Below are 23,799 nucleotides of genomic sequence, written 5' to 3' on the forward strand. Positions count from 1 at the left end.
CATGAATCTGCATCAATTCGCCGAAACCCACGACGTCACCAACCAACCGCCGTCCCTGGACGGCACCAACCTGTACCGTATCGATCTGCCCCTGCAGGAATGGTCGCGCCGCTTTGGCGCCGGCTGGGCGCAGGCGCGTATCGACGCCTACGGTGCGTTGGCGGGCGGGCCGTTGATGGAAGCCGGGTTCCTGGCCAACCAGAACAAGCCGGTGTTCAACAGCCATGACCGTTATGGTCGTCGCATCGACCTCGTGGAATTTCACCCGGCTTATCACGAGCTGATGCGCACCGCCGTCGAACACGGCCTGCCGTCACTGCCCTGGGCCCATCCGCAGTCCGGCGCCCACGTGGCCCGCGCCGCCATGACCTACCTGCACAGCCAGGCCGAAGCGGGCACCGGCTGTCCGCTGACCATGACCTTCGCCTGTGTGCCGGCGCTGCGTTTGCAGCCGGACCTGGCCGATATCTGGCTGCCGAAAGTCCTCGGCACCCAATACGATTCGCGCAACGTTGGCATCGCCCACAAGGCCGGTGCCACCATCGGCATGGCCATGACTGAGAAGCAGGGCGGCACCGATGTGCGTGCCAACACCACCCGGGCATATCCGGTGGGCGCTGGCGGGCCAGGGCAGGCCTATGAACTGGTGGGCCACAAGTGGTTCTGTTCGGCACCGATGTGTGATGCGTTCTTGACCCTGGCGCAAACCGACAAGGGCCTCACCTGTTTCCTGCTGCCCCGGCACCGTCCGGATGACACACGCAACGAGTTCTACATCCAGCGCCTGAAAAACAAACTCGGCAACTGCTCCAACGCTTCCAGCGAAGTGGAATTCCGTGGCGCCCTGGCCTGGATGATCGGCGAAGAAGGCCGTGGCGTGCCGACCATCATCGAGATGGTCGCCATGACTCGCTTCGATTGCATGGTCGGCTCCAGCGCCCTGATGCGCCAGGCGCTGACCCAGGCCAGCCATCATTGTGCCCATCGTTCGGTCGGCGGCCGCGTGCTCAGCGAGCAGCCGTTGATGCAGAACGTGCTGGCGGACCTGGCGCTGGAAAGCGAATCCGCACTGGCCCTGAGCCTGCGCATGGGCCGTGCGCTGGATCATCTGGACGATGAACAGGAAGCCAAGTTCGCCCGGCTGGTGACGGCGGTGGGCAAGTATTGGATCTGCAAACGTGCGCCAGCGATGATCAACGAGGCCGCTGAGTGCATGGGCGGCGCGGGGTATGTGGAAGACAGCATTCTGCCGCGCCTGTACCGTGAGGCACCGGTGAACTCGACGTGGGAAGGGTCCGGCAATGTGCAGTGCCTGGACGTGCTGCGGGCGTTGTCGAAAGAGCCGGGCGTGCTGGAGGCGCTGTTTGTCGAACTGGGCGATGGGCACGGCGACCGGCAGCTGGCGCGGCATATCGAGCAGTTGAAGTCGGCATTCATGGACACCCAGGACATCCAGTACCGTGCGCGGCAACTCACCGAAGACATCGCCGTGGCATTGCAGGCCAAGTTGTTGTTGGAGGCGGGGAATGCGGCGGTGAGTGATGGGTTTATTGCCAGTCGGTTGGGTGGCTTGTCTGGCCGTGTGTATGGAACCTTGCCACGCGGCGTAGATGTGGAGGCTCTCATCGCCCGCTCCACCCCCAATCTATCGGACTAAAATGCGGTAAACATGTGGGAGGGGGCTTGCCCCCGATAGCGGTGTGTCAGCGATAGATGTGTTGGCTGACAGTCAGCTATCGGGGCAAGCCCCCTCCCACATTTACCGCATTCCAACTCTGGTGTTTCGGTGAGGCCGGTATACAGGCAAGATAAAGGCCTGCAAGTCAGAACACAGGATGCTTACCGTGACCGAAGCTTTTGTTGTCGTTCAAACCGCTGAAGAAGCCGTGGACCGGCTGGCGGCCCTGCACGAGCGTGCCACTGGCGCGCTCAATCAAGCCCTCAAGCAATACCTCAAAGACCGCGTCGAGCCCGACGCCGAACAACGTGCGCTGTTTCGCTACCCGGAACTGCGCCTGACCTACCATTGCCACGGCGAAGTCCCACAGACCACCCGGGCGTATGCCAAGGTCCAGTTGCCGGGAACCTACAGCGTCACCGTCACCCATCCTGCGGCGTTCCGTAAATACCTGCTGGAGCAACTGGTGCCGTTGATGCACGACTTCACCGTGACCGTGGAAGTCGGCGTGAGCCAGCAGAACATCCCGTACCCGTACGTGGTGGAGCAGGGCGACGAACTGGCCGGTTCCGGCGTGACCGCCGCGACCCTGGCCCGTGTATTCCCCAGCACCGACCTGTCGGCCGCCACCGATGGCATCGCCGACGGCTTGTACGACTGGGAAAACACCGACCCACTGCCCCTGGCACTGTTCGATGCGGCCCGCGTGGACTTCTCCCTGCGCCGCCTGGTGCATTACACCGGCAGCGACTGGCGCCATGTGCAGCCGTGGATCCTGCTGACCAACTACCACCGTTATGTCGACCAGTTCATCCTGCATGGCCTGGAGCAACTGCGCAGCGACCCGCGCTTTATCCGCATGGTGCTGCCGGGCAACGTGGTGATCGACAAGAGCATGGATCACGGCGAAGCGTCGGCAATTGCCGCCGGTGTGGTGTGGCACCGTTACCAGATGCCGGCCTATCACCTGCAGGCCACTGATGGCCATGGCGTGACCCTGGTGAACATCGGCGTCGGCCCGTCCAACGCCAAGAACATCACCGACCATCTGGCCGTGCTGCGTCCGCATTGCTGGCTGATGATCGGCCACTGCGGCGGCCTGCGCCAATCCCAGACCATCGGCGACTACGTACTGGCGCACGCCTACATGCGCCGCGACGGTATTCTCGACCGCGTGGTGCCGCCGAACATCCCGATCCCGGCGCTGGCTGAAGTGCAGCTTGCGTTGCAGCAAGCGGCGGCTAACGTTACCGGCGAAAAAGGCGAAGAGCTGAAAAAACGCCTGCGTACCGGCACCGTGTTGACCTACGACGACCGTAACTGGGAACTGCGCTGGGCCCAGGAACGCCCACTGATCAACCTGTCCCGCGCCGTGGCCGTGGACATGGAGAGCGGCACCATCGCCGCGCAAGGCTATCGCTTGCGGGTGCCGTACGGCACCTTGTTGTGTGTATCGGACAAACCGCTGCACAGCGAAATCAAGCTGCCGGGTTCGGCCAACGCGTTCTATGAGCGTGCGGTCAGCCAGCACTTGAAGATCGGCATCGAGGCGGTGGACCTGTTGCGCACCGAACTCAACTCGCTGCACTCGCGCAAACTGCGCAGCTTCGACGAGCCGCCGTTCCGCTAAGCGGTTGGGATGGTCATTTAACGGTCAGGCCACTAGCATTGTCGGTCCTGACCGTTAGATGTTCCTTTGCCATGTCCCGTCCCACCCGTCCCGATTCGCGCCGCCCTGGCGTGAAACCCCCGTATTCCGCTGCGCGGCGTGTCGCCAAGGCGCCTCCGGCCGAGCCGAAGTTGATCCTGTTCAATAAACCGTTCGATGTGCTGACCCAGTTCAGCGACGAAGGCGGCCGCGCGACGCTCAAGGATTTCATCGATATTCCCGGCATCTACCCGGCGGGCCGTTTGGACCGTGATAGCGAAGGCCTGCTGCTGCTGACCAATGACGGCCAGTTGCAGGCACGGATTGCCGATCCCAAACACAAGCTGGCGAAAACCTACTGGGTGCAGGTGGAAGGCGAACCCACCGAAGAACAGTTGCAACGCCTGCGCAAAGGCGTCGAACTGAACGACGGCATGACCTTGCCCGCCGAGGCTCGGCAGTTGGATGAGCCCGAGCTGTGGCCGCGCAACCCGCCCGTGCGCTTTCGCAAAAGCGTCCCGACGCATTGGCTGGAACTGGTCATTCGTGAGGGGCGCAACCGACAGGTACGGCGCATGACCGCTGCTGTCGGTTTGCCTACTTTGCGCCTGGTGCGCGTGCGGATTGGCGATTGGTCGATCGACGGTCTGGACCAAGGCCAGTGGAAGGAAGTGCCGGCGCGCTTATAAGGCGCCGGACTCGATCAGGCCGATCACCACGCTCTTGATGATGAACGCGGCCACGCCCAGGCCCAGCACGAAGAACAGAATGAACGAGCCAAAGCGCCCGGCCTTGGACTTCTTCGCCAGGTCCCAGACGATAAAACCCATGAAAATGATCAGGATCGTGACCAGGCCGGTCATCATCCATTCTTCGAAGAGGGCGGGGTCGATGTTGTTCATGGGGGATTTTTCCGACAGGGCAGGCGGGCAGTATACGGCAGCGTTACCGACGCAACATTGACCTGGATCGAAGTGCAATCCAAATGTGGGAGGGGGCTTGCCCCCGATAGCGGTGGGTCAGTTGATAAATAACTGACTGACACTCAGCCATCGGGGGCAAGCCCCCTCCCACATTTGACCTTCACCGATCTTAAGTGCGCAGGTGGGTCAGGGGCAGTTCGGTGCTGTTCAATACCTGATTGAGCACAAAGCTGGAGCGCACGCTGGTCACACCTTCGATGCGGGTCAAGTGTCCGAGCAGCAATTTCTGGTAGTGGTCCATGTCCGGCACCACCACCTTCAACTGATAGTCCGCATCCATCCCCGTCACCAAACTGCACTCCAGCACCTGGGGCAGGGTGCGGATCGCCGCCTCGAAGTTCTCGAAACGCTCGGGGGTGTGGCGGTCCATGCCGATCAGCACGTAGGCGGTCAGGCTCAGGCCGAGCATCTTTCGGTCGAGCAACGCGACCTGGCGGGCGATGTAGCCGTCATCCTCCAGTTGCTTGACCCGGCGTGAGCAGGGCGACGGCGACAGGCCGATGCGTTCGGCCAACTCCTGGTTGGAGATCCTCGCGTCGCGCTGCAATTCCGCCAAAATACTCAGGTCGTATCGGTCAAGCTTGCTCATTGGGTTGGCCTTTGTCGTAACTATTGCGGCGAATTATCCATGAAGGGTTAAAAATTGCGCAAGCACTGTTTATTGACGCAATCTTCGCAATCATCTGTCGGCCGTCTACCGGTATCTTTATCAACAGAATCACCGCCTGGACAACAGTCCACAGCAGCCCGCCCAATCAGGCTCGCTGCGGCCGCTACCCGAGCAGGGTTGAGCCGGCCTCCAGGCTGCACACTGTCCACAAGACGGCGTGAGGTGAGCCAACGTCAAAAGCGTTGAGCCAGGACGAAGTTCTCAAGGGGTGGCCGACGGGTCACCCCTTTTCTTTTGCCTGCTGATAACCTGTGCGAGAACCGGGCCTGGCTTTTCCAGTCTCATGGACAGGCCCTAATCCGCAGTGAGGAATAGCATGAAGCGCATCTGGCGTATGGCAGGTGTAGGTTTGCTGGTGGTTACCGTTGGCGCCCAGGCAGTGGCCGACGAACGTGACAACGGGCCGCGTGGTGAAGGCGGTGGTCAGCATGAAAGAGGGCCGGAGGGCGGACGGCCAGGGGGCAATGAACAGCCGCGCCCCCAGAGCAACCCGCCACGGCCGGAGAACAATCAGCCACGCCCGCAGAATCAGCACTTTGATCGCGGCGGCCAGAACGGTGGCGGCCAATGGCAGGGACGTCCCCAGGGCAATGAGCAGGGGCGGCCGGTGCAACCCCCACCGCCACAACCGTCGAACAACCTGCCGATCCAGGGCCGCCCCGACACCGTACGCCAGACCCAGGAGCCCCGTCAGGGCTACTACCGCGACATCCCGCGCCGCAATGACGGCAATCAACACTGGGAAGCCGGCGGCCCCGGCTCGCGTCCCGGCGACAACCGCTGGCCAGGGCGCCCCGACGGCCACGGCAATGGCTGGGGCCCAGGCCCGCAACATCGCCCGGGCTATGTGATCGACCGTTTCCCCGACCGCAACTACCGTGTGCCTTACCGTGGCCAGGATTACTTCTACTCCGGCGGCTATTGGTATCGCCCGCAAGGCCCGCGTTATGTGGTGGTGACGCCACCGTACGGCATCCGTGTGCATTACCTGCCGGACTACGCGCGTGAAGTGTGGGTGGGTGGCGCGCTGTTCTTCCTCGCCGCGGGTGCCTATTACACCTACGAAAGCAGCTCCCAGCAGTACGTGGTCGTGCAACCACCGACGCAGGTGCCGCCGCCGCCCGCGCCGCAAGGCAATGGCTATGATGTGGTGGCATATCCCACCAACGGCCAGTCGCCGGCCCAGGTGCAGCAGGACGGTTATGACTGCTATCGCTGGGCGGTGCAGCAAAGCGGTTTCGACCCGCAGCAAGTGACCTACGCCCCCGACCCTGCAGTGGTGCAAACCTATCGCCAGGCCCAGGGCAACTGCCTGAGCAGTCGCGGCTATCAGGTGCAGTACTAGGGTTTATTGCCCGTGACCACTTCCCGTGGGTCGGCGTGCACCAGCACTTCGGCACGCGGGTAGGCTTTGTGAATGGCATCGGCGGCCTGGTCGCTGATGCCGTGGGCCACTGACAGCGTCAATTCCCCCGGCAATTCCAGGTGCAGTTGTACGAACCAGTGGCTGCCGGAAATCCGCGTGCGCAAATCATGGGCGCCCAACACTCCGGGCACACCACGGGCCAGTTCCAGCATGTGCTGGCTGACCTCCGGCGGCAGCTCCTCGTCCATCAGTACCGCAAAACTTTCCCGGGCGATCTGGATCGCGCTCCACAAGATATAGGCGGCAATGCCCAGGCCGAACCAGGCGTCCACCTGATGGTAGCCAAACCCTGCCAGCACCAGCGCCACCAGGATGCTGCCGTTGAGCAGCAGGTCCGAGCGATAGTGCAGTGAGTCGGCGCGCACGGCGTTGGAGCCGGTTTCGCGGATCACCCGGTGTTGCAGCATCAACAAGGCCACGGTCAGGACCAGGGAAAACACAATCACGCCAATGCTCAGCCACGGTGCGCCGACCGGCTCCGGGTGTTGCAGGCGCTGGTAGGCCTGGAACGCGATCAACACCGCACTGCCGCCGATGAATAGCGCCTGCGCCATGCCGGACAGCGACTCAGCCTTGCCATGCCCATAGCGGTGATCGTCATCGGCCGGGCGCAAGGCGTAGTGCACCGCGAGCAAATTCAACAGCGAGGTCACGCCGTCCAACAGCGAATCGGTCAAGCCGGCGAGCATGCTCACCGAGCCGCTGAGCCACCAGGCGATGGCCTTGGTGATAATCAGCGCACAGGCCACGCCCACCGAAGCGCGGGTGGCCAGGCGCAAGAGCCTGGCGTGTTCGGGACTGCTGGTCATGGACAGTCCTTATGCGGCGGGTTGCAGGCCCAGGGACGCGAGTTGCTGCACACTCCCTTTGAACTGGATCATGCGCGGGTCGTCCAGCGGCAGGCTGCGGCCGGTTTCCTTCTGGATGATGCTTTGCAGCTTGGCATTGTCGACCTTGCCGTCGGCGCCAATGGCGTCGTGGAGTTTGGCCGGGTCGACCTGGGCAGTCTTGCCCGGTTCGAAATAGATGGCGCCGGTGGCGAAGTCCACACCGAACGCGATCAGGCCGGGGATCACATAGAACAGCAGGCCCACGGCGTCGAGCACGGCGATGGTCGGGTCGATCTTGCCGTCGATCTGGCCACGGCGGTCGGGGTAGAAAATCGACCCGCAGGCGGTGAGTTGGCTCAGCAGGGTGACGGCGAGGACACCGCCGATGACACGGGAAGCGATACGCATGGGGACTCTCCTGAACACGGTGGATACGCGACTATATAGCAACGGCCTTACAGCAATGGCCTTGAGACCATCGTCGGCATTCGGCAGTTCGCCGTTATACTCGCCGCTCTGCTTTGGAGCCAGTATGAATTCGTTGCCGATCGATGAAGTTTTACCCGCACTGCGTGACGCCTTGGCGAATCGCCATGAAGCCGTGTTGGAAGCACCGCCCGGCGCCGGTAAAACCACCCGTGTGCCTTTGGCGTTGTTGAACGAGCCCTGGCTGGCCGGGCAGACCATTCTCATGCTCGAACCCCGCCGCCTGGCCGCCCGTGCCGCGGCCGAACGCCTGGCCAGCGAGCTGGGTGAAAAGGTCGGCGAAACGGTCGGCTATCGCATCCGCCTGGACAGCAAAGTCGGCCCTGACACCCGCATCGAAGTGGTCACCGAAGGCATCCTCACCCGCCGTCTGCAGGACGACCCGGCGCTGGACGGTGTGGGCCTGTTGATCTTCGACGAGTTCCACGATTTGCTGATTGGTTCGCTTTTAGGCTTCTGCTTGTCAAGCCTTAGAGGCAACGCCCACAAGGCGTTGCCTGCTTTTGCTCTTGCTTGAAAGTCAAAGCCCACAAGGCGTTGATGCTCCTGCTCCTGCTCCTGCTCCTGCTCCTGCTCCCGCTCCTGCTTTTGCCCTTGCTTCCGCTCTCGCTATTCCTGTCTTTAAATCGTGCGTTTAGGTAGCTCACTGATCCTGACCGGCACTCTCAAGTCCAAATCATCACTCAACGCCCAGCGTATACTGCTTCCCTGATTTGGGAGCCTCGATGATTTCTCTACCTATTGACCTCGTATTGCCAGACCTACGAGAGGCCCTGGCCAACCGTCACGAAGTAATCCTTGAAGCACCACCTGGTGCGGGTAAGACCACCCGAGTGCCTCTGGCGTTGCTGAACGAACCTTGGCTTGGTGACCAGAAGATCATCATGCTCGAGCCCCGTCGATTGGCTGCTCGGGCTGCCGCTGAGCGATTAGCGAGTGAATTAGGTGAGAAGGTTGGCGAGACGGTCGGATACCGCATTCGCCTTGAAAGCAAGGTAGGGCCGCGCACCCAGATCGAAGTGGTCACCGAAGGTATCCTGGCTCGCCGTCTCCAGGATGACCCTGCGCTGGATGGTGTGGGCGTGGTCATCTTCGATGAGTACCACCTGCGAAACCTCGACTCCGACCTTGCTTTGGCCCTTTGCCTGAGTGGCCGCGAACTGCTGCGCGATGAGCCTCCGCTGAAACTGCTTCTGATGTCCGCAACACTGGAAGGTGCTCGCCTTTCAAAGGTACTGAACGATGCGCCTGTCGTCACCAGTGAAGGGCGGATGTATCCGGTCTCAACGGTTTGGGGCAGTCCATATCAGCCGAGCGAGCGAATCGATGCGCGAGTCACGGACACCTGCTTGGCAGCCATCAACGAGCAGTCTGGAAGCGTTCTGGTTTTCCTTCCTGGACAGGCTGAGATTCTGCGGGTGGCAGAGACCCTCAAGGAGCAGATGAGCAGCCGCCCAGAGGTGATCGTATGCCCGCTGTACGGAGATCTCGACCTGAACGCACAGCGTGCTGCGATAGACCCTGCACCCAAAGGCTCCCGAAAGATCGTGCTGGCCACGAACATCGCCGAGACCAGTTTGACCATCGAAGGGGTCAGGGTAGTGGTGGACAGTGGTCTTGAGCGAGTACCGAAGTTCGATCCTCGCAGTGGGATGACCCGACTCGACACGCAGCGTATCTCGAAGGCCAGCGCTACCCAGCGTGCGGGGCGGGCAGGTCGTCTGGAGCCCGGTGTCTGTTATCGGCTGTGGTCGGAGTCGCAGCACGAGCAAATGGCCGGGTACAGCACCCCAGAGATCCTGCAGGCGGATCTTGCACCTCTGGCGCTCCAGCTGGCCCGGTGGGGAATGAAACCGGATGAGATGACCTGGCTCGACCAACCTCCATCAGCTCCCTTCGCCCAAGCCAGAGACCTGCTGAAGCGCCTGGGAGCGCTTGATGATGCTGGGCAGCTCACATCGCATGGATCGGCCATGAGCGAGCTTCCAGCGCATCCACGGATCGCTCACATGCTCATCAAAGGCAATGTGATGGGTTTGGATGACCTGGCGTGCAACATCGCGGCGCTGCTTGGTGAGAAGGACATCTTGCGAGGAGCAGGTGCTGACCTTCACACCAGGCTGAGTGCCTTGTCAGGCGAGCAACATTCACGTCGAGGCGGTGGATCTTTCCAGCGAGTGAAGCAGTCTGCTCGGCAGTATCGATCCCTGCTGCGTGGGAGAGCCGTTCACCCTGTCAGCGAGCCCGATAACCAAAGATGGGTAGGGTGCCTACTGGCATTCGCCTACCCTGACCGAATCGGTCTCCAGAGGCGTGCAAGTGCATCTGAGTACCGTCTCTCCAATGGGCGGGCTGCTGTGTTTTCAGAGCCCGATGCTCTCACCAAACATGAGTGGCTAGTAGTGGCCGACCTGGGTAGCCGGCAAGGTCAGCGGGAGGAGCGGATCTACCTGGCGAGTGATCTCGATTCGGCTTTGTTTGATGACGAGCTGGCTGACCTTGTGAGGTCTGTCGATGAGGTTGACTGGGACGAGAGGGAAGGGGCGCTCAAGGCTGAGCGGCAGCTAAAGGTGGGACAGTTGGTACTGTCTACAACACCTCTGCCAAGCCTTGATGAGCAAGCTCGTTCGCTAGCCTTGGTCAATCTGGTGAGGCGCAAGGGCATCGAGCTCCTCCCTTGGAATCCCGAGCTGCGGCAGTGGCAATCGCGGGTTGATCTGCTGCGTCAGCTGGATATCCAGAATGGCCAGGTAGAAAGCAAATGGCCTGATCTCAGCGATGCCAACCTCCTCGATACTCTCGAAGAGTGGCTCACACCGTACTTGGGCAGAGTCACGAGGCTCAGCCACTTCAGCCAGCTTGATCTGTCGTCGATAGTCAGAAACCTCCTGCCTTGGCCGCTTCCACAGGAACTGGAGGCTCAGGCGCCTCAGGCGATCCAGGTGCCTTCCGGTTCGAATATCCGTATCGACTACTCGCAGTATCCACCCATCCTTGCTGTGCGGCTGCAGGAGCTGTTTGGTCTAGCAGAAACTCCTCGCATCGCCCAGGGCAAGCAGCCGCTGATTCTACATCTCCTGTCGCCGGCTCGTAGGCCTGTGCAGGTTACCCAGGATCTTGCGAACTTTTGGCGTAGCACCTACTTGGAAGTGAAGAAGGATCTTAAGGGACGATACCCAAGGCACCATTGGCCTGAAGATCCATTGGTAGCCGAGGCGACTGCCAGAGCGAAGCCTAGGAAGCCCTGAGGTTTGGGCGTGCCTGTCGGACGGCTGTCGTGAACCAAGCCGCCTTGGCGTCTTGGCCCTGCGGGCTTCCATCCTCACGCCTTCAGCCATCCTGGCTTGCGCGCTCCGCTTACTCTTCAGCATGGTGCTTAGACCAGGCCGCTAGCCGTTTCGACCTAGCTGCCTGTTTTTCTGCGGTTTTAGGCTAGTTATTCAACTGGCCCGAGATCACGCTCAAGCAACTTCAGGAAATGTTCGATGAGGCCCGACGCATAACGCGCCTCGGATACAAGTTCCTCGTCATCTGCCCCTTTTCCGAGCATAAACTGAGCATACGATTTAGGCCCAATCAGATCGTGCCCCTCTGTCTTCAAGGTGCTGCAGAATCTCTCTTTCAATGCGATCCGGCATGCCTTGACGGCCTCTGGATGCAGGCCAGAGTTCGCACGCGCAACAAATTGGCCCACTACATCTTCGAGAGTGCCGGCATAGCGCATCACATGAATCAGGTCGCCCGAGTCTTTCTTCTCTGCGCGGCTGTGAAATGCCAAAGCTTTGAGGATGATGAATGCCGGGACGTCAGCGTAATGTACGGTCTCGATAGTAACGCCACGATCACCGAGCATTTCCGCCTCAATTTTTCTCGACTCGTACCAGTCATGCACAATTTCCATGTGCTCTACTGACAGTGCTGAAACATCCTCGCCATCGAGTGCAGCAATCTTGCTTGGTGGGCAGTCATCGGTTGAACCTCTGAGGAATTCAACCAAAACGACTTGCTTGGGAGAAATCTGATACTCCCACCGCCATGCTGTGTCCCAGCCATTTTTTGGATCAACCCACCGCTTGAATCCACGAGCCAGCAGTTGCTTGGACAGAGAAGTATATTTTCCGGATGCGAGCACGGAGAGATTAAGCGCAACGTCGACATCCGATGTACCAAAGTGGGCCGGCACATCTGGGTACTGTTCAGGCGTCAAATACCTCGGCACCAACCCGCCTACCAGGCGGATGGTATCCTTCAGTGAACCGAAGGCGCTGAGGAGGGTGACGAGCACTTGCTCACAGGTATGTGTCTGTGCAGCACTGTATCCATCAGCCGACTGTGGTTTAGCTTCTACTGCCACGTTACACCTTTAAAATATCTTCACGAAATTGGGCCGCAAGTTCTGCGTTTCGTCCACGGCCATTTAATAGGTCAAGGTACTGTATGAAAGGACTCGCAAACCAGGCTTGTTCATTGTACGAATACTCTTGGAAGAGCTCACTAGCTCCTGAGCGCTCGATCAAAACAACGTTGGCACCTTTTTCGGCTGGTTTTAGACTAAGTTTTTCAGCAACTCGCTCAGCTTTTGTCGGTACTATGATTTCTGCAATATCGACATGAGTGAGTAGGGGGGACAGACGATTGGCAGCGATAGCGCCGGTGAATGCTACCGACAAACCATCTCGTTGATCACGACCATTCCAGCTCATATTTGAGGACAATTCCTCGACAAGCCTTTTGGGGTTTTGGCAGAAGAAATACCAGCGTGAAGTTTGTTGCTTGCGTTGTACCCATACTTCGGCCCAGGCGTCCAGTAGTTCGGTAGGCCTGATGAGCCGGCGAATTCGATGCCGTCCTTCTCCTTGGGATTCTACCCAGCCAAGACGCTCAAGCTCTTGGAGCAAATTAGACACGGTAGCGCCAGATGTTTGGGAAAGCTCAACCACCTGCTGACCATGAAACCAGTCCCTATCCATATGAAGCAGAGTATGGATAATTTTCTCACGTGAACCTTTGAACACATCCACTTCTCGGAGTGTGCCTTTGGTCGCAGACTTACCTTTTTCGATATTGACTAGCCAGTTTCGATGCTTGAAGAACAGTGTGCCACTCGCATCGAAGAAGCTCACCCCACGGTTTCTGAGTTCGTCACGCGCCCCTTTGCTGATGTGTTCGGCAAGGAAAATTGGCACCATGTCAGAAGAATTCCTCGTTCGGCTCTGATGCCCCTGCAGATCCCACAAGGCATCTTTGATGTCCCGTGGATACGCTTCTTTCTTGATGGAGAACACGAGACGCCAGTCGCCCTCGGGGGTGTTCAGGCGACCCATGGCATCCGGCTCCCAAGGCTCACCCTCAGGATTGATCTTGATAGCTGACAACGCTGATCCTGTGGCCTCCTCAATTGCCTCAGCGAAGGCGCTCATCAGCGGTTCATGCTTTTCGAAATCGTAATTCATTGCTACCCCTGCACCGAAAGCTTGGACGAACCTCCGTCCATTTCTTAGCCTAAAGCTACGCTAGATTTTAAAAAAATCAATGCTTGATTCGGTGGTTGTCCTATTTTTCCTGTACAGGAAATCAAGCGAAACTAGGCCTAGATTCGGTATTCTGGCCATTTTTCCTGTTCAGGAAACCAAGCGAAACGGGGCTTTGATTCGGTGTTTCGGCTATTTTTCCTGTTCAGGAAATCAAGCGAAATAAGTCCTTGATTCGGCGTTTCGCCTATTTTTCCTGTACAGGAAATCAAGAAAATCTAGATCGCGACCCAGGCAGCACTGTGCCATGGTTGGGGAGGTTGAGTGAGCGTCTAGAATGGTTGCCAATGGGATTTTGACGCCATAAGCCGAGCGTTGAAGCCAGCGATCATTGGTGGCATCATCTCGCCATTAATACGGAGAGGGATTTCCACATGACGCCATTCGGACTAGCCGAGTGCTGCGCCTTGAGCGATGGGCGCGTTGATGACTGAGCCTACGCTTAAGTGCCGCCATACAGGACAGCATGTGCCTTACCTGATCCATCAGGGGCTGGCACCTATGTATGTATTCCAGCTCAGCGAGCAGTGGGACGCTGAGAAGCGGCAGATCATGAGGCAGCTGATGGCAGACTTCCCTGCTGCCGCAGACGACCCCAATGTGCTTTTTGATCAATTGCCCACCTATGGATTGTCAGATTTCCATTGGAGCTGGCTGGACAAAGCCTTTGCCTTCCGCAGCGATGATTACCACTGGTTCTTCCTGAGTGCACAGGGGCGGATCCAGGCGACCTGCGTCATCTACCATCCCAAGGAGAGCCGTCTGGATGGGGAGCGCATTTTCTACATTGACTACGTTGCTTCCGCGTACTGGAATCGAGACCGACCGAATTATGTGAAGCAGTTCGGGAGCGTCAGCCGGATCCTGATTGCCCACGCCTCCCACTTCGCCATCAACACGCTCGGCTACCGGCCAGGTTTTTGTTTGCACTCGCTGCCGACTGCGGAGGGGTACTACCGCTACCTGGGTATGATCGATTACGACGTTGATGCCGATAAAGAGAATCTGCGTTACTTCGAAGCGCCCCCTGAGATAGCTGGGAAGCTGGCAGGGGAGGCTCATCATGTCTGATTCTCCAGAAGGGCTTCCAGGCGATTTCGAGGTTTATCCATCCTCGCGGGATGCTGCGGTTGAGTTCACGGCGGCCCTGTCCAACCTGAAGAAAGCGCTGAAGCCAGCGGATGCCAAGACGCATGCGCGGCCCGGTGAGGCGTATGACGACTTCATCATTCGGCTCGCCCTCAACGCGACCAACAACAAGGCCGTGCTCTATCGCAAGAATGACTCTGCGGAAGAGACCAAGATCCAGGCGTGGTTGTCGCTGATCAATGAGAAGTCCAAGTTCGCTGTGCTGAGCCGGAGGATGCCTGATTTTCAGGGTTTGAGCGCTCAACATCTCCGGCAGATCGCGCTCCTGAGTCTCAAGCCTGAAAACATCACCACCCTGGTCGATGTCCTGGCCGAGTCCTACGGCGTGCTCCTGGTGGTGGAGCCGGGCTTCAAGTCGATGAAAATGGATGGGTGTACCTTCAAGTTGTCGCAGGGTACGCCAGTTGTTGGAATAGCGCTTCGTTACAACCGCTACGATAACTTCTGGTTCACGCTCATGCATGAGCTTGCCCATATCCATATGCATTACGATTATCTCGATAATCCGATCCTGGACGACCTCGAAGAAGACAACGATTCTGATCGCGAAGTCGAGGCAAACATCATTGCCAAAGACAGCTTGGTCTCTCGCCAATACTGGCGGACTGCCTGGAATGTCAGGGCCAACAAGAAACAACTTCTGGATGTTTGCGTTAAGGCTGAAGTGCACCCTTCCATCATGGCCGGGATGATTCGCCACCAAGCCAAGAATTACAAGCTTTACCCTGAATTGCATCACTCTATGGACGTTAAAAACGCTTTCGGGTTCGCCAATGATTAAATATGTACCTTTCCTGAAATTCAAACAGAATGAGATTCAAGGCGTTGGGGTGCTGGATGATGCGATTCGTAATCAGATAGTACCTATGTATGACGTTCCTCGGTCAGAAGTTGTGATGACAGAGGGAGAGGTTCTGGAGCGCCTGAGAATTGCGGGGAAAAATCTCAAGTCAGGGCGCAAGAAATCCATCTCGTATAAGTTCTTTGTCGATAACTTTGATATTGATGACACCATTGATCTTGGTGGAGTGTCGCAGTATAGGGCTATCCTGAATTACCTTTCGGACTATACGATTATTCCTGTTCTAGCGTTTGATCGCCATCCAGACCATAATGTGGCCGCTCTAGAATTTGTGAAGGCGCGGCCAGGTACTGAGGTTGGTATTCGTCTGCAAATGATGGATTTGGATAGCTATAATCTCACTAAAAGTAATTTGAACGCGCTTTGGGTCGATCTGGCAGCTGCTAACCCACAGTCTGTCGTATTACTTCTCGATCTACGAATTATCGAAGAAACCGTCGAGACGAAAAAGAAAGTTGAACGTTTCTTGGCTGGCTTCCAAAAGGATTTCCAAGTCACTGCCGTGGTGATGAGCGGGTCTGTTGTCCCAGCCTCAATTGGCGGGCTGGTCAAGACTGGTAATGAGGTTAATATTGATCGAAAGGAGTATTTGCTCTGGCGTTCAATCAATAGCTCGCCGGCTTACAGTAATGTCCTGTTTGGGGACTACGGAATTGTCAGTCCGGAATACTCGGATGCCGATATTGAGCCTGAACTAATCAGTGGTCTCTCTGCGCCGAAGGTGTTTTATACCTATCACGAGAAGTTTTTCATAGCTCGCGGTAAGCGATTCAAAACACATAAATATACACAGTATTTTGACATTTCCGATAAGTTGGTGGATCAGGTGTTTTTTAGAGATCCTACCTACTCATTTGGTGAGCGCTATATCCATGATCGAAGTAAAAAGGCTGCGGTGCGGTCTAAATCAACGGGCTCGCTAGGTAGCTGGATTAAGACTTCAACCGCCGCTCACATCACTTTCGTAGTTAACAACATTTGAGCGCCTTTCGATGAGGGCGCCTTGGATTCCTGCCAGGGCGTCGTCCCGGCTCAACTGATAGCTGATTTGCTCAGCGATAGCGTCACGGTTGAAAGATTTTTTGAAGACCACTTCAGGGTGTGCAGTCGCAATGGCCGTCAGCTCTGCCTTCCAGAGCATGAGAAGGGCATCTCTCTTGGAGAACATTGGGTTGGTGCCGGCCTTGCGGACGTAACGCAACATTGTCCTTTCTTTGCCAGGTGTGGCGAGAATGATGCCCCAATAGGCAGGGATCTTTTCCATTGCCCAACGCACATGGTTTTCTGTTGTTACCAAAGTCAGTTTGGGGAACGACCTTGAGTAGAACTCTGACTGCGACAGAATCCGGCGAACGTTGTCGGTCTCGCCTTTGATTTCATAGCAGTGCATCTCCCGATAGCAGGCAACTACGTCGGCAATGGCATTACCATTATCGATGGTGAGCTCTTCGAGCACGCGAGCAGGTTTAGGCGACCGCTTCATTAAGTGGTCAACTAAAGCGGTTCGGATTTCTTTATCTCTGAGCACTCAGAGCTCCAGGCGGGCACAAACGCAACATTTTAGCCTATGAACCTCCCAGTTGTGGAGTGCGCTCATCCAGCCGGATCACGTTCCTGACCGACAAGCCGTGGCGCCTGTGGGCTGTTTCAGATGTCATCGTTTCGAGTGGGAAGGCTTTGGGTGATAGCCTACCGGGGTGCCTTAGCTAACACCCGCGTCACCGGAGCACCATATGATCAATCTCCATCGCTTAATCACCAAGCTGTTTCCCGACCGCCGTCCCGATTGGGAGCAGAAGCGTGAGCGCGAGTTCATCCAGGCAGCGAACAGTTTCAAGACCCTCCGGGTGACTCCAGAGGGAGGGATGTTTATCGATCCAGAAGAGCTCCATGAGCAGATTGTCTCCGCACGTGAGCAGTTGAAGCATCTTGTCCACAAACCAGGAGCGCCTAGCAGGCCATTCAAAGCAGCGGCAGACCTCCAGCTGGAACAGGAAACGAGCCCCACCGTAGAGGCTCCAGAGGGTGCCCTGGACTATATCGAGGTCGTGGCTTGGCGTCGGTTGCCCAGTGGCTCTGCTGTGCGCTATGTATGTCTCCAGTCTACGAGTACCGGTGGCTATTCTGTCGCGACAGCCAATCTGTTCTCAGGAGCCCTAGAGAGTCTCCCTACCTGGGTCGACGGCAATACCCACAGGCAAATTGCGAATGCCCTACAGGTTGGTGAGCTCCATTGGTATGCGACTGTCACTGAGGCGATGGATGCCTGGAACGCCGCGGTTTGATGACCAGACTAAACAAAGAGGCTCGTCCGGTTCCGCTGGAGCATTACGAATATTAAAGTGCGCACCCCCGCCAGAGGGGATGTATCCCCTCTACATCGCTGGGTGAGTTTTCGCTACCCACCACCAAGCCTTTCACGAGTGCGGCATATAGCGTAAGGCTGTAGATGTTGGCGTAGTATAGGTATGACCTGCCAGCGATGGCTCTTGAAGCAGCAAAAGTCAGGAAAGGGATGGAAACCTAATTGCATCAAAATGATCAGACGGCTCTGCGCGCATTAGAACAGAATGTCATTTTACGTTTCTCAGCAGCGCTACGTCAGCGATTCTCAAATACCACACCGGATAAAAGCTCAACTGGTTTTGCTGACACAACTCTGGGATCACAAGATAAGATATTTGCCGATTATTTGATCGCGGCCAATGCACGGTTTGCGCTGGTCGAGTTCAAAGCATCATTTTTAGATATACGCTCCGAGGCAAAGAAACCTTTGCGACGCTCCCTTTTTGACCACCTAGCGGTGCGGGATGACCTGCTAAGGCGCTGCTTGGACTTTCACTACATTTGCTGGGGGGCAACTAGCTACCTTCCAATCTCAGGTAGCCAAGAGGGGTTTATTGAAGAGAGTGAGCTCTTGAATCATTACGCGCTGCAGGTCGCGCCGTTTATGGTCACAAAGCCTCGTCTCAAAAAAGTCGCTGACTTTTCAACGACTTCCTTTCTGGATGGATTCCTAGGCGCCCGCTTAATCGGCGGCAGTATCCATCGATTCAAAACCTATGTGAACGAGCTCGCTGCGATTGCAGGAGGCACTCAAGGAGACGCTTCGACCCTCGAGGGCATGGTGTTTGCTTTCGTACCGGGTGATGCAAACAGTCCGGGGCGGTATGCACATGGACGGTTTCGGGGACTCGATCATCTTGCCTTGCTGTTGGCGGCTAAGCCCGACAAATTGGAATATGACCGCCGACCAGGATACGAGCCTAAACCAGAGCCCGAGCCCGACTATCTACAGAGATCGAATCGAGGCATGCAGATGTAGTAGTGCGGTTACTACTTAGTCACCGCATTTGGCTGTCGCTGGATAATTTCGACGATCTTTTTTTTCTCGTCAGGCTTAGCATTACCCCATAGCAGATCGAAACGCGCTGCACTGAGTCTTACCTCTGCTTCGAGACCAGAATCCCGACTACTGTTGACGTACAAGGCTGCCAAAACGCCGAGCGCGGCTATGGCGAGAAAAGCTGCTGACAGATAGTAAATCGATCCCCTTGCTTGGCGTGCTGATTGTTCAATTTGCTCGGCAGCATTTTCGTTCTGATGAGCTGAGCGACCTACAGCGTCAACAACCGATTTAATCGAGTCTTCAACGCCTTTGAAGGCTGCAGCATGTGCTTGTCTCGCCGCATGAGCGGCGACTTCGTCTGCTCTTGACCAAGCCATTTCGGCGCTCTTAACTTGCTGCGCGATCTGCATACCGACAGCTTCAACATGCTCCGTATACTTGGCTGAACTTTCGAGCACTGCTGTGGCTGCACGAGTTTGGGTCGTTAACCGATCCACTTCATCAGTCAGTCTTTCCGTGCAACCTTGAAAATCCTTGTAAGTGACCATCCAAGGGTCTGTCTGGTTCATGTATCGTCCTTTGTTATCAATGATTGAGGGGGCGTTGTTAGGAGTTGCGCACCTCGATAATGATCCTTTGGTGGTGTAATCCGCAGTTTAGGCAAAGCACATGATCAGTGGTGATAACGCGTCCGGGCTAATTAGTTTCTTGCCCTCTACTAAAATCCACGCCCCTACCGGCCAAATCACTTGCAGAACTAACAGAATGGTAAAGCTCAAGAATGCCCGAAGAAGGTATTCATGAGTCATTTTGATACCGGTGACCTTCCTGTTTACCAGAGGGTAGTTGTAGAGCACAGCGCTAGATAGCTCCTTGGCCAGTGCAGCCTTCGGTGTCTTTTTGTTCCAGCTCTTTACTAACTCTCCAGGGCCTAGCTGAGCAAAGCCCGCGACCTGTAACGTACGGAATGCCCACGCTCCGGCTCTCAGCAAATAGGCGACAGCCCAGCCAAAAATGAACAATCCAAGGCAGCCCAGCCATTTACTGGACTTGTCACTCCAAACGGTAGGTAGCAGTGAGACCAGAACAGGAATCAGCGCAGTGATCGCAGCCAGGTAGATACCCGCCTTGGCATCAGCTCCCTTACGACGGTCAACCTCTGCATCGAACAGGCGACGCGATTCTTCCAGCACTACCTCGCCGTCCTTAGACCAATTGCTCTCCTGGACAGATGAAGCTAGCTGGCTCGCCCACGCATCATCCTCAGCCTGCTCTTCTGGTGTCAGGGGGATGACGCTTGGCCACAACCATTGAAGTCGTTCCTTAAGTTTTGACAACCGTATTCACCGTCAACTCATCCACGATTGCCGAGGCGATTGGATACCCGGTAAGGTTTTCTATCCAAGCCCACTGACCATTAGGGTTAATCTCCAAAAACCACAGCTTTCCTGTTCGATCACTTATCAAGTCAATAGCCCCATAGCGCAGGCCAAGGCGACGTACAAGTTCTACGCACTGTTCCTGCACCAATTCCGGAAGACTGATTTTCTCGTGACGAAGGTCAGGACGACTTCCCTGCCGCCAATCGATCTCGGTTTCAGGGTTCTCTTGAGACCAAATAGCGGTGGCAAAGACACGCTCACCGACCACCGTGACCCGCACATCGTATTGCTTGAGCACCTCAGCCTGGACGATGAACGGAGTCATTGCGATAGCTTGGGCTTGATCATCCTCAAGCGTACCCAGGCGAGAAGTGAAGATAACGCGCTCTGTCTCACCCGTTAGAACAGCCTGGCGAAGCGGCTTACTAATGGCCTGACTTATTACCGTGATGGCTCGTGCCGAAGAGATGTCGTTCGTTATGAATGCTTGGGGGACATTGAAGCCAATTTCTTGAGCGAGAAGAAGCTGCATTGGCTTGTCTTCAGCCATGAAGATCTTGGTAGGTGAGTTAAGCCAGCGACCCTCCAAGCGTGAATACAAGCTTTTGAGAAAGCTGCTCCACTCCGCCTCTATATAGGCCCGCTCTCCTGCATCCACTACTTGGTCAGATACAGCCGGCGCACCTGGTCTCCGAAAATAAGCACCTGAAATCTGCGAGCCTTGGGCCGTTTCACCATCCAGCGAGATAGACCATGCATCGCGAGGATATCCTGCCATCGAGCATAGCGCCTGTGGGAGTAGCTCTGTATTCAAGCGCATGAAAGGCTGGCCACGTCGACGGAGCTCTGCCACAACATAATCCATCGTGATGTCACGACGGTTGGTAACCAGCAGCAACATGAGGCGCTTCCAGGTCAGTCGGTGTAGTAACGAGTATCAAGCCCGAAGGTAGGATCGCCGTTGTCATCACGCTCCAACTCGACATTCGTCTTGGTGATCAGTTCGAGAATATGATTGGCCTCACAACGGTCATCGCGCTCTGTGTTCGCATCGGTCTTTGTCACAAGCTGCAGCAGGTGGTTGCAGGAGTCGGAACGAAGCGACTGGCTAGAGCGATCAGCGGAGAATTGCGCTCGATAGCGACCATGGTCGTCATCGTCGCTCTCAACCTTTTGATAGGTTTTGGTCAACAACTCGACCTGCCAACCCGCTTCATCATCTTGCTCTGCGTTGACCTTGGTCTTAGTCATGAGCTCATTCAGAGCTCGATCAGCGATGATCGGAGTTACCCCCGTTGGTGACTCGATGGCCCACATATTGAGCTCAGAAGAGTAGTAGCCAGGGATTCTGTCCTCCCCAGTCCTTGGAGTGGCGAATCTCGAAAGATACGGCGAGGTTCCAGACGAATTTGCTAGAGCTCCCAAGCTGGCTTCTCCTAATGCCGGCAAGTCGCGAAAGGCGACAACGGTCTGACCATACCATTTGGCCAGCATAGAGGTAAACGTGACCTTCTGGGATTACGCGTCCTAGCCTTTGCTGGAGCTAGCGAACAGCGCCACCATTAATCACATCGCACCTGCGTCGGCCCACGGCCCAGAGTTCAATCTGGGCTCGTGAGCGGGGCATCAGAAGCCAGGATTTTACGATTTAGATCTCATCGTCTGGCAGCCAAGGGATAACTCCCTTCGGGCCGACGTCCCAATTGTGATAAAGAATTTCGCCACTCACGAACGCCCCCCTGGCCCCGGTGAATATGCACTCGTTGATATTTGCATTGCGTAGATCCGCTCCGTCGACTTTAGCCCCCAAAAAGCAGGCTCCTCGAAGGTATGCTCCACGAAGATCGACACCTCTCAAATCCGCTTGGCTGAAGTCCGTTTCCCAGCCGTAGGCACCTGGTTGAATTACAGGGTCTGCGGTAATCGAGTAAAACTTTGCATTGCTGAAATTCGAGTGACTGGCCTTCTGGACATCCTGGAACCAGTCATAGTGCACGAGGCTCCCTGGTGCCTGAAGATAGCTGAAGTCAGGGACTTTCTTGCGTTTGAGAACACACCCAATTCTGCTGAATAGCAACGAGCTGAAATGGAACCCACTAAAATCCACGCCCCGTTTGTCCCCAGCTACTGCGAGAGGAACCTGGTCACGGAGGCACTCAATAAGCGCATCAAACTGCAATAAAAATCTGGCTCGGCGAAACACTCCCTCATAGGGCTGCCGCCAAAAGCCTTCAGAAAAACAATGAGCCGCATATCGCGAAATCATCCGATCTCTAGCGACAATTTTTTTGTATGTCACACCGTATTCTTTAGCAAGAATACGCAGGCAGATGTCTCGATTGGCGGGGGCCGAGCTGATCAACTGAGCACTAACTGCTCTGTCTAATGCAGTGCGACAGCAACTACGCAGCTCATGAAGCAGGACAGTAGCATCTGACTTGAAAGCAGCAAGCGAAGGAGTATCAGAGAAGTTCATAGCCTAGCCTCTCACGGTCAACGCTAAGCCCTAGTATCAGCTGACCATTCAAGGTGGCAGAAGGCGGATTTTGTAGCGACGGTGCAGAGGCTTTTCCTAGCTAGGGCTGAACGCCACCGTCTATGGCGCGAACTCATACTGAGAAAAAAGTGAGTCACCGTCAAGCCTGGAATCGCACCCGAAACATAAGGGCTGAGTGCAAGACCGCCCTTGCGAAGGCAGTCGCGGATCCGTGACCTGTGAATGGACTGTCCGACGCGTCGATAGGCTTACATCTTTATCGTGATAATGAACCAGCGATATTTGAAAAATGGTCGCGGGTTGGACGTCATGTTGCCAGCGCGTATCGTCAGTGGTGCGTCGGGCCCCATGAGCTCCAGGACGATGAATATCGATAGAGGTGCTGAGCTCGTCCTGCATGCGTTCGAAAACCCTGTTGAGCCTCGGATGGGCATTCGACTCCCTAAGTGCCGTTATCAGCTGCAAAAGCTAACGGCCCTGAGCTAAAGGCATTTGAACGTCGCAATATACTGTGTCGTCATCGTCCGACATTCCCATCGGAAAATCCTCGTAGCATGGTCTTCGCCTCCAGCTCATACGGTCTGACGTTGGGGCGTGCCCCTTCGGGGATGGGCTGTCGTGCACCGAGCCTGCGTCTCGGCCCTTCGGGCTTCCATCCTGCACGCCGCGTGCTCCGCTTGCCATGCCTTCGCGGCGGCGTGATCACCTGCCTTCGGTACGAGCGGTGACACAAGCTGAGCACATCCAAAGCTCAAAGGACTCAGTGCTCTCGAATAGCTAAGAGGAGGTAACCACCCCTGATAGTTCAAGCTTCGAAAAAAGCGCGGCAGGCGTTCATCAAAGCAGCTGCGTCGTGGAGTGCGCGGTGGTGCCTGATTGTTGGCAGTAGGCGGTAGATTTCACTGGCCGCCTCCCGGCCCACGAACACCTCCAGTGGCTTCAGCTCGAAGGTGGGTATCAGATCTGCTGCCTCGTAGAGCACATCGAGCCAAAAACCGTCCTGAGGTGAATCACTGCAAAGCACTTGCCCTAAAAACAGCTGATTCATTAGTTCCGCCACGGTGTGGGGGGTATCACCTTCCTGAAGCAAATGATCCTGAGTGAGACCATGCATGTCTTGCGCATCGAACGACCAGTGCGTCCAGTACCGGACTGGCTTGATCAGCGAGCTGAAGGAGGTCTCACTCGACACGACGGCAACTTCAATGGGATAGCTATCTGGGGCTATCCCTGATGCCTCGAAATCGATAAAAAAAGAAGGCCGCTCCACCTTGCTGCTCCTGTTTTAGAGTGGATTTTCAGCGGCTA

General features: G+C 56.5%; 23 protein-coding genes and 1 pseudogene. 11 read left to right on the forward strand and 13 right to left on the reverse strand.

From position 1 onward, the window contains the following. Position 1 precedes the first annotated feature (1 nt). The 3 genes from BM110_RS24730 to BM110_RS24740 all read left to right on the forward strand — a co-directional run bounded on the left by BM110_RS24730 (position 2) and on the right by BM110_RS24740 (position 4,015). Positions 2-1,657, forward strand: coding sequence for an acyl-CoA dehydrogenase family protein (locus BM110_RS24730; RefSeq protein ID WP_092248186.1), 1,656 nt, complete (start codon positions 2-4; stop codon positions 1,655-1,657). Between the two features lie 178 nt (positions 1,658-1,835). Next, entirely contained in the window at positions 1,836-3,308 is a 1,473-nt protein-coding gene (gene amn, locus BM110_RS24735; RefSeq protein ID WP_161630243.1) for an AMP nucleosidase, read from the forward strand. Positions 3,309-3,379: 71 nt separating this feature from the next. Beyond that, positions 3,380-4,015: a pseudouridine synthase gene (locus BM110_RS24740; protein WP_071489914.1), complete on the forward strand. Its 636-nt coding sequence runs from the start codon at positions 3,380-3,382 to the stop codon at positions 4,013-4,015. Here the strand turns inward: BM110_RS24740 and BM110_RS24745 are convergent. Further along, positions 4,010-4,219: a DUF2788 domain-containing protein gene (locus tag BM110_RS24745; protein ID WP_025999909.1), complete on the reverse strand. Its 210-nt coding sequence runs from the start codon at positions 4,217-4,219 to the stop codon at positions 4,010-4,012. The genes BM110_RS24740 and BM110_RS24745 overlap by 6 nt on opposite strands. 199 nt (positions 4,220-4,418) lie before the next feature. Continuing rightward, positions 4,419-4,898, reverse strand: coding sequence for an Lrp/AsnC family transcriptional regulator (locus BM110_RS24750; RefSeq protein ID WP_003194418.1), 480 nt, complete (start codon positions 4,896-4,898; stop codon positions 4,419-4,421). A 397-nt stretch (positions 4,899-5,295) separates the two neighbouring features. On the opposite strand from BM110_RS24750, the gene BM110_RS24755 reads away from it, so the two are divergent. Then, positions 5,296-6,324 (forward strand): DUF6515 family protein, encoded by a 1,029-nt coding sequence (locus BM110_RS24755; protein ID WP_093514312.1) that lies wholly within the window; start codon positions 5,296-5,298, stop codon positions 6,322-6,324. On the opposite strand, the gene BM110_RS24760 is transcribed toward BM110_RS24755, so the two are convergent. Both BM110_RS24760 and BM110_RS24765 read right to left on the reverse strand, forming a co-directional pair. Further along, positions 6,321-7,214: a cation diffusion facilitator family transporter gene (locus tag BM110_RS24760; RefSeq protein WP_093125738.1), complete on the reverse strand. Its 894-nt coding sequence runs from the start codon at positions 7,212-7,214 to the stop codon at positions 6,321-6,323. The two genes, BM110_RS24755 and BM110_RS24760, sit on opposite strands and share 4 nt — an antisense overlap. Positions 7,215-7,223: 9 nt before the next feature. After that, positions 7,224-7,643, reverse strand: coding sequence for a polyribonucleotide nucleotidyltransferase (locus BM110_RS24765; RefSeq protein WP_071489917.1), 420 nt, complete (start codon positions 7,641-7,643; stop codon positions 7,224-7,226). A 124-nt stretch (positions 7,644-7,767) separates the two neighbouring features. Here BM110_RS24765 and BM110_RS24770 point away from each other — a divergent pair. Further along, positions 7,768-8,187: pseudogene (locus tag BM110_RS24770) on the forward strand (DEAD/DEAH box helicase); the annotation flags it as partial. A 259-nt stretch (positions 8,188-8,446) separates the two neighbouring features. Beyond that, positions 8,447-10,969 (forward strand): ATP-dependent helicase HrpB, encoded by a 2,523-nt coding sequence (gene hrpB / locus BM110_RS24775; protein WP_093514313.1) that lies wholly within the window; start codon positions 8,447-8,449, stop codon positions 10,967-10,969. 188 nt (positions 10,970-11,157) lie between these two features. On the opposite strand, the gene BM110_RS24780 is transcribed toward hrpB, so the two are convergent. Further along, positions 11,158-12,075: a hypothetical protein gene (locus BM110_RS24780; protein WP_093514314.1), complete on the reverse strand. Its 918-nt coding sequence runs from the start codon at positions 12,073-12,075 to the stop codon at positions 11,158-11,160. Between the two features lies 1 nt (position 12,076). Beyond that, complete coding sequence (locus BM110_RS24785; RefSeq protein ID WP_093514315.1) at positions 12,077-13,174, reverse strand: type IV toxin-antitoxin system AbiEi family antitoxin; 1,098 nt, start codon at positions 13,172-13,174, stop codon at positions 12,077-12,079. A 546-nt stretch (positions 13,175-13,720) separates the two neighbouring features. On the opposite strand from BM110_RS24785, the gene BM110_RS24790 reads away from it, so the two are divergent. The 3 genes from BM110_RS24790 to BM110_RS24800 are packed head-to-tail and all read left to right on the forward strand — an operon-like array spanning position 13,721 to position 16,245. Then, positions 13,721-14,323: a hypothetical protein gene (locus tag BM110_RS24790; RefSeq protein WP_256575457.1), complete on the forward strand. Its 603-nt coding sequence runs from the start codon at positions 13,721-13,723 to the stop codon at positions 14,321-14,323. Continuing rightward, positions 14,316-15,182, forward strand: a complete 867-nt coding sequence (locus tag BM110_RS24795; RefSeq protein WP_093514317.1) for an ImmA/IrrE family metallo-endopeptidase — start codon at positions 14,316-14,318, stop codon at positions 15,180-15,182. Before BM110_RS24790 ends, BM110_RS24795 begins: the two co-directional genes overlap by 8 nt. After that, the gene (locus tag BM110_RS24800; protein WP_093514318.1) at positions 15,175-16,245 is read left to right on the forward strand and encodes a beta family protein; all 1,071 of its coding nucleotides are present in this window, start codon (positions 15,175-15,177) and stop codon (positions 16,243-16,245) included. Before BM110_RS24795 ends, BM110_RS24800 begins: the two co-directional genes overlap by 8 nt. Here the strand turns inward: BM110_RS24800 and BM110_RS24805 are convergent. Continuing rightward, the gene (locus BM110_RS24805) at positions 16,204-16,791 is read right to left on the reverse strand and encodes a sce7726 family protein (protein WP_093514319.1); all 588 of its coding nucleotides are present in this window, start codon (positions 16,789-16,791) and stop codon (positions 16,204-16,206) included. The genes BM110_RS24800 and BM110_RS24805 overlap by 42 nt on opposite strands. A 205-nt stretch (positions 16,792-16,996) precedes the next feature. Here BM110_RS24805 and BM110_RS24810 point away from each other — a divergent pair, with 205 nt between their 5' ends. Both BM110_RS24810 and BM110_RS24815 read left to right on the forward strand, forming a co-directional pair. Then, on the forward strand, positions 16,997-17,548 hold the full coding sequence (locus BM110_RS24810) for a hypothetical protein (protein WP_093514320.1): 552 nt from the start codon (positions 16,997-16,999) through the stop codon (positions 17,546-17,548). Positions 17,549-17,790: 242 nt separating this feature from the next. Then, complete coding sequence (locus BM110_RS24815) at positions 17,791-18,588, forward strand: hypothetical protein (RefSeq protein WP_093514321.1); 798 nt, start codon at positions 17,791-17,793, stop codon at positions 18,586-18,588. An 11-nt stretch (positions 18,589-18,599) separates the two neighbouring features. Here the strand turns inward: BM110_RS24815 and BM110_RS24820 are convergent, their stop codons facing one another. From BM110_RS24820 to BM110_RS24850, 6 genes are all read right to left on the reverse strand, one after another. After that, positions 18,600-19,181 (reverse strand): hypothetical protein, encoded by a 582-nt coding sequence (locus tag BM110_RS24820; RefSeq protein WP_093514322.1) that lies wholly within the window; start codon positions 19,179-19,181, stop codon positions 18,600-18,602. An 87-nt stretch (positions 19,182-19,268) separates the two neighbouring features. Further along, the gene (locus BM110_RS24825; protein ID WP_256575458.1) at positions 19,269-19,949 is read right to left on the reverse strand and encodes a hypothetical protein; all 681 of its coding nucleotides are present in this window, start codon (positions 19,947-19,949) and stop codon (positions 19,269-19,271) included. Next, a complete protein-coding gene (locus BM110_RS24830) occupies positions 19,936-20,895 on the reverse strand; it encodes an MvdC/MvdD family ATP grasp protein (RefSeq protein ID WP_093514324.1) in 960 nt (319 codons plus the stop codon). The genes BM110_RS24825 and BM110_RS24830 overlap by 14 nt, the downstream gene beginning before the upstream one ends. 14 nt (positions 20,896-20,909) lie before the next feature. Then, positions 20,910-21,245: a hypothetical protein gene (locus tag BM110_RS24835; RefSeq protein WP_093514325.1), complete on the reverse strand. Its 336-nt coding sequence runs from the start codon at positions 21,243-21,245 to the stop codon at positions 20,910-20,912. Between the two features lie 397 nt (positions 21,246-21,642). After that, entirely contained in the window at positions 21,643-22,470 is an 828-nt protein-coding gene (locus tag BM110_RS24840) for a pentapeptide repeat-containing protein (protein ID WP_093514326.1), read from the reverse strand. 826 nt (positions 22,471-23,296) lie between these two features. Continuing rightward, a complete protein-coding gene (locus BM110_RS24850; RefSeq protein ID WP_093514327.1) occupies positions 23,297-23,761 on the reverse strand; it encodes a 3'-5' exonuclease family protein in 465 nt (154 codons plus the stop codon). Between the last annotated feature and the right edge of the window lie 38 nt (positions 23,762-23,799).

The sequence above is a fragment of the Pseudomonas sp. NFPP28 genome, assembly GCF_900115535.1.
GTDB lineage: Bacteria > Pseudomonadota > Gammaproteobacteria > Pseudomonadales > Pseudomonadaceae > Aquipseudomonas > Aquipseudomonas extremorientalis.

Excerpts from the sequence above, each read along its gene's own strand:
- BM110_RS24730 (WP_092248186.1), top strand. The coding sequence starts at position 2 with ATGAATCTGCATCAATTCGCCGAAACCCACGACGTCACCAACCAACCG.
- amn (WP_161630243.1), top strand. The coding sequence starts at position 1,836 with ATGCTTACCGTGACCGAAGCTTTTGTTGTCGTTCAAACCGCTGAAGAA.
- BM110_RS24740 (WP_071489914.1), top strand. The coding sequence starts at position 3,380 with ATGTCCCGTCCCACCCGTCCCGATTCGCGCCGCCCTGGCGTGAAACCC.
- BM110_RS24750 (WP_003194418.1), bottom strand. The coding sequence starts at position 4,898 with ATGAGCAAGCTTGACCGATACGACCTGAGTATTTTGGCGGAATTGCAG.
- BM110_RS24755 (WP_093514312.1), top strand. The coding sequence starts at position 5,296 with ATGAAGCGCATCTGGCGTATGGCAGGTGTAGGTTTGCTGGTGGTTACC.
- BM110_RS24760 (WP_093125738.1), bottom strand. The coding sequence starts at position 7,214 with ATGACCAGCAGTCCCGAACACGCCAGGCTCTTGCGCCTGGCCACCCGC.
- BM110_RS24765 (WP_071489917.1), bottom strand. The coding sequence starts at position 7,643 with ATGCGTATCGCTTCCCGTGTCATCGGCGGTGTCCTCGCCGTCACCCTG.
- hrpB (WP_093514313.1), top strand. The coding sequence starts at position 8,447 with ATGATTTCTCTACCTATTGACCTCGTATTGCCAGACCTACGAGAGGCC.
- BM110_RS24785 (WP_093514315.1), bottom strand. The coding sequence starts at position 13,174 with ATGAATTACGATTTCGAAAAGCATGAACCGCTGATGAGCGCCTTCGCT.
- BM110_RS24795 (WP_093514317.1), top strand. The coding sequence starts at position 14,316 with ATGTCTGATTCTCCAGAAGGGCTTCCAGGCGATTTCGAGGTTTATCCA.
- BM110_RS24800 (WP_093514318.1), top strand. The coding sequence starts at position 15,175 with ATGATTAAATATGTACCTTTCCTGAAATTCAAACAGAATGAGATTCAA.
- BM110_RS24810 (WP_093514320.1), top strand. The coding sequence starts at position 16,997 with ATGATCAATCTCCATCGCTTAATCACCAAGCTGTTTCCCGACCGCCGT.
- BM110_RS24820 (WP_093514322.1), bottom strand. The coding sequence starts at position 19,181 with ATGAACCAGACAGACCCTTGGATGGTCACTTACAAGGATTTTCAAGGT.
- BM110_RS24830 (WP_093514324.1), bottom strand. The coding sequence starts at position 20,895 with ATGTTGCTGCTGGTTACCAACCGTCGTGACATCACGATGGATTATGTT.
- BM110_RS24835 (WP_093514325.1), bottom strand. The coding sequence starts at position 21,245 with ATGACTAAGACCAAGGTCAACGCAGAGCAAGATGATGAAGCGGGTTGG.
- BM110_RS24840 (WP_093514326.1), bottom strand. The coding sequence starts at position 22,470 with ATGAACTTCTCTGATACTCCTTCGCTTGCTGCTTTCAAGTCAGATGCT.